2 protein-coding genes and 2 pseudogenes are annotated in these 3,098 nt (G+C 57.2%); 3 read left to right on the forward strand and 1 reads right to left on the reverse strand.

Annotated elements, in window-relative coordinates; all coding sequences use genetic code 11:
* Positions 1–185: 185 nt before the first annotated feature.
* Positions 186–884 (forward strand): annotated as a pseudogene (locus AC1D2E_RS35300) (class I tRNA ligase family protein); the annotation flags it as partial.
* A gap of 152 nt (positions 885–1,036) precedes the next feature.
* Positions 1,037–2,308: an MATE family efflux transporter gene (locus tag AC1D2E_RS35305; RefSeq protein WP_478201706.1), complete on the forward strand. Its 1,272-nt coding sequence runs from the start codon at positions 1,037–1,039 to the stop codon at positions 2,306–2,308.
* A 224-nt stretch (positions 2,309–2,532) separates the two neighbouring features.
* On the opposite strand, the gene AC1D2E_RS35310 is transcribed toward AC1D2E_RS35305, so the two are convergent.
* A complete protein-coding gene (locus AC1D2E_RS35310) occupies positions 2,533–2,931 on the reverse strand; it encodes a conjugal transfer protein TraA (RefSeq protein WP_478201707.1) in 399 nt (132 codons plus the stop codon).
* Between the two features lie 20 nt (positions 2,932–2,951).
* Here AC1D2E_RS35310 and AC1D2E_RS35315 point away from each other — a divergent pair.
* Positions 2,952–3,098, forward strand: a pseudogene (locus tag AC1D2E_RS35315) (IS3 family transposase); the annotation flags it as partial.

Consider the following 3,098-nt stretch of genomic DNA (forward strand, 5'->3'; position numbering starts at 1 on the left):
CCCGTGCCCGGGCGCTCAACCCGGCGCGTTGGTCCGGGTCTACTCGCGACTGGTCGCCCGTCGGCGCCGTGACCCTCAACCCCGAACGTGACTGCATCGTTCAGACACATTCGAGGGCATCAAACATACAGCCGTTGGCTGCATGAACGAGGCGACAACTACCTTGACGCGCGCCGACTCCTGATGCTGTGTATGTTCACGGACATCTTACTGTCAACGGCGAGAAGATGAGTAAGAGCCGAGGCAACGGAATAGACCCGCTTAGATACCTGGATCTGGGGATGAACCCGGAGTGGATGCGGTACTACTTGGCGACGAAACTTAACAGCCGTGTTGAGGACGCGGACTTCAACTCAATCGATTTCGCGAACCGAGTGAATGCTGACCTAGTTGGAAAGTACGTCAACATCGGAAGCCGCGCAGCTGGATTTATCCGTAAGAAGTTCGATGGAAAGTTGGCTGCCCTAGATCCGGAGGGCGGCGCGCTCATCGGCAACCTTCAAGACCTTGTGCGGACGTCCGCTGAACTATACGAAAGGCGGGAGTTTAGCCGATGCATACGAGAGATCATGGTGATGGCTGATCGAGTAAACGAGTTCATTGACAAACACAAGCCATGGGAACTAGCGAAAGAGCAAAGCAAAGATTCTCAGTTGCAGCAAGTTTGCAGCGCATGCATCGAGGCATTTAGATTGCTCACGATTTGCCTTAAGCCGGTTATTCCATGCGTGGCCAGGCAAGTGGAAGAATTTTTGAACATCGGATCGCTGGAGTTCACACACTCGCTATTGCTGCTCGGAGCAGGTCACCGCATATCAGAGTATCGTCACCTAATTCGGAGAGTTGAGCCAGGCGCGATTGACGCTGCGTTCAACGTGGCCTGATGGATATCGGGCTGGACTTGAATTGGCATCTGACTGCCCAGAGGAATGTGAACGTGTCAGTGGGCAATGAGCTCCGCTTTTGCGAGGTCGAGTGAGTGGATAAGCCGCCAGTTCCTCTCTCTCGGCAGTTCTTGGCCTTTCTTTGGCCAGTCATGCTCTCCAATCTCGTGCAAGCGATTTCGAGCACGGCTAGCGGGATCTATATTGGCAATCTGCTAGGCATGGAGGCGTACGCGGCAGTGGCCGTGTTTGCGCCACCAATGATGCTCGTTTCATCCTTTGTTATCGGGACTGGTACCGGCGCTTCCGTATTGGCAGGCCATGCATTGGGAGCGAGTGACTCTGACCGGCTTCGTGCGGTTGGACACACGGCCCTCTGCTTCGCCGTCGTGCTAGGCATGGTTGCAGCGGTGACTGGATTCATCTTCGCCGAAAGCCTTATTAACGTACTCGCCACCCCAGTTGAGATACGCGTCCAAGCCAGAGTCTATGTCCAGGCGATGATGCCAGTGCTCCCACTCCAGTTTGTGCTGATTGCAGCTGTTTCGCTGTTGCGAGGGACAGGCGATGCACGAACACCGCTTTGTACGTCGACTGTCACCTCGCTTGGAACCTTGATCGCGACTCCCCTTCTCATTGAGCGGCTGGGAATCGCTGGCGCCGCGGCAGGCTTGTTCATTGCGCATTCTGCAGCCTTACTCTGGATATTCATGGCGCTTCGAGGTAGTCAGCACGCGTTGACACCCATGTTTGTGGGTCGATGGAAGGTAAGCGCTTCGTTGCTGTTTAAGCAGATCAAACTCGGTTATCCGATGAGCCTGTTCTTCATCGCGGGTTCGCTAGCCGACATCGGATTGCTCAGACTTGTAAACCTTCATGGACCATCAGCGACGGCGGCTTGGGGCGCAGTGCGCCAGATCATGACCTATGTGCAGTTTTCAGCGGCATCCATTGCAATAGCGACCTCGGTGCTTGCAGCACAGGCCATCGGGGCGCGGAACCGTGCGCGACTAGAGGCGGTACCACGAGTTGCCTTGCGACTAAATCTGTTGACTACGGGAATCACTGCCGCCGTCGCTTCGTTGTTGGCACCGCTCCTTGTTGGTCTATTTCTTGCCGATCTCCGAGCCATCCATATTGGGACCGATGCATTGCGGGTTTTGGTCTTGGGTAGCATCTTCTTTGGCGCGGCAAGCATCCTTACCTCGACAATGCGCGCAAGCGGAAAGGTACTCATCCCGACTGGCATCTCGCTCGGTTGTATAGTGTTGCTACTCAATCCGATTGCGAGCTTCCTGCATGGCCCCGTCGGTCTTCTTGGAATATGGATCGCATATCCGGTGACCTACTTCTGTGCGGCGGCAATGCAATGGATGTACTTTACCCGCATTCATAGGCGCAGTCCGGCTCAGAAGTACGTCTGAGTCTTGGAAGGCGGCCGAGTACCAGACCCGCCGTCGGCAGTTGCTTACCTGTGACCGGCCTGGGAGAGATCCGCAAGCTGAAGGCGGGCGGGCGGGCGGTCCGAGGCGTGGAACCGGAGCAACGGGCTCTGACACCTGCGGTCTCGGCTGATTCGGCGCGTTGCCTCCACCGCTTTGTGATTCGGAAACGGGCGGCAAGCGAGCGAACCCCAGTATGTCCGGTCTCAACGTTGCTCAATTCCTGCCGCTAACTCCGGGGCGGTTGCCGCGACGAGTTCCATAGGCGATCGCGCCTTGGCCATCGCTCCGACAAGTTCAGAGACCTGGCCTGCGGTCGCTCGCTTTCGAGACCGCGCAAGAAGCATAGCCAACATCGTCATCAACTCGCTATGCGTCGCCCCGAAGGCGTCCAAGCGCTGGGTGAGTTCGTGGCGCTCCACTCGCCAGTCTCCGACCCCGTCGAGGATGGTCTGCAGCGCTGGATCGCGCGCCAGGGACTTGTCACGGATGTACGCCGAAACATGCTTGTAGCCGGCGACCGCCGCGGCGTGCTCAAGCCTTGTTCTTTCGTCCTTCGAGTACCAAACAGACACTGAATCGCCCCGGGTTTTGAGGAGGCTCAACACTCTGAGAGGATTGAGCCATGAAGAAGTCAAACAAGTTCTCACCTGAGGTTCGTGAGCGCGCGGTTAGGATGGTGCAGGAGCACCGTGGGGAGTACCCGTCGTTGTGGGCGGCAGTCGAATCGATTGCACCGAAGATCGGCTGCGTGCCGCAGACGCTGCTGGGA

It is taken from the genome of Variovorax sp. P1_H2 (assembly GCF_056405295.1).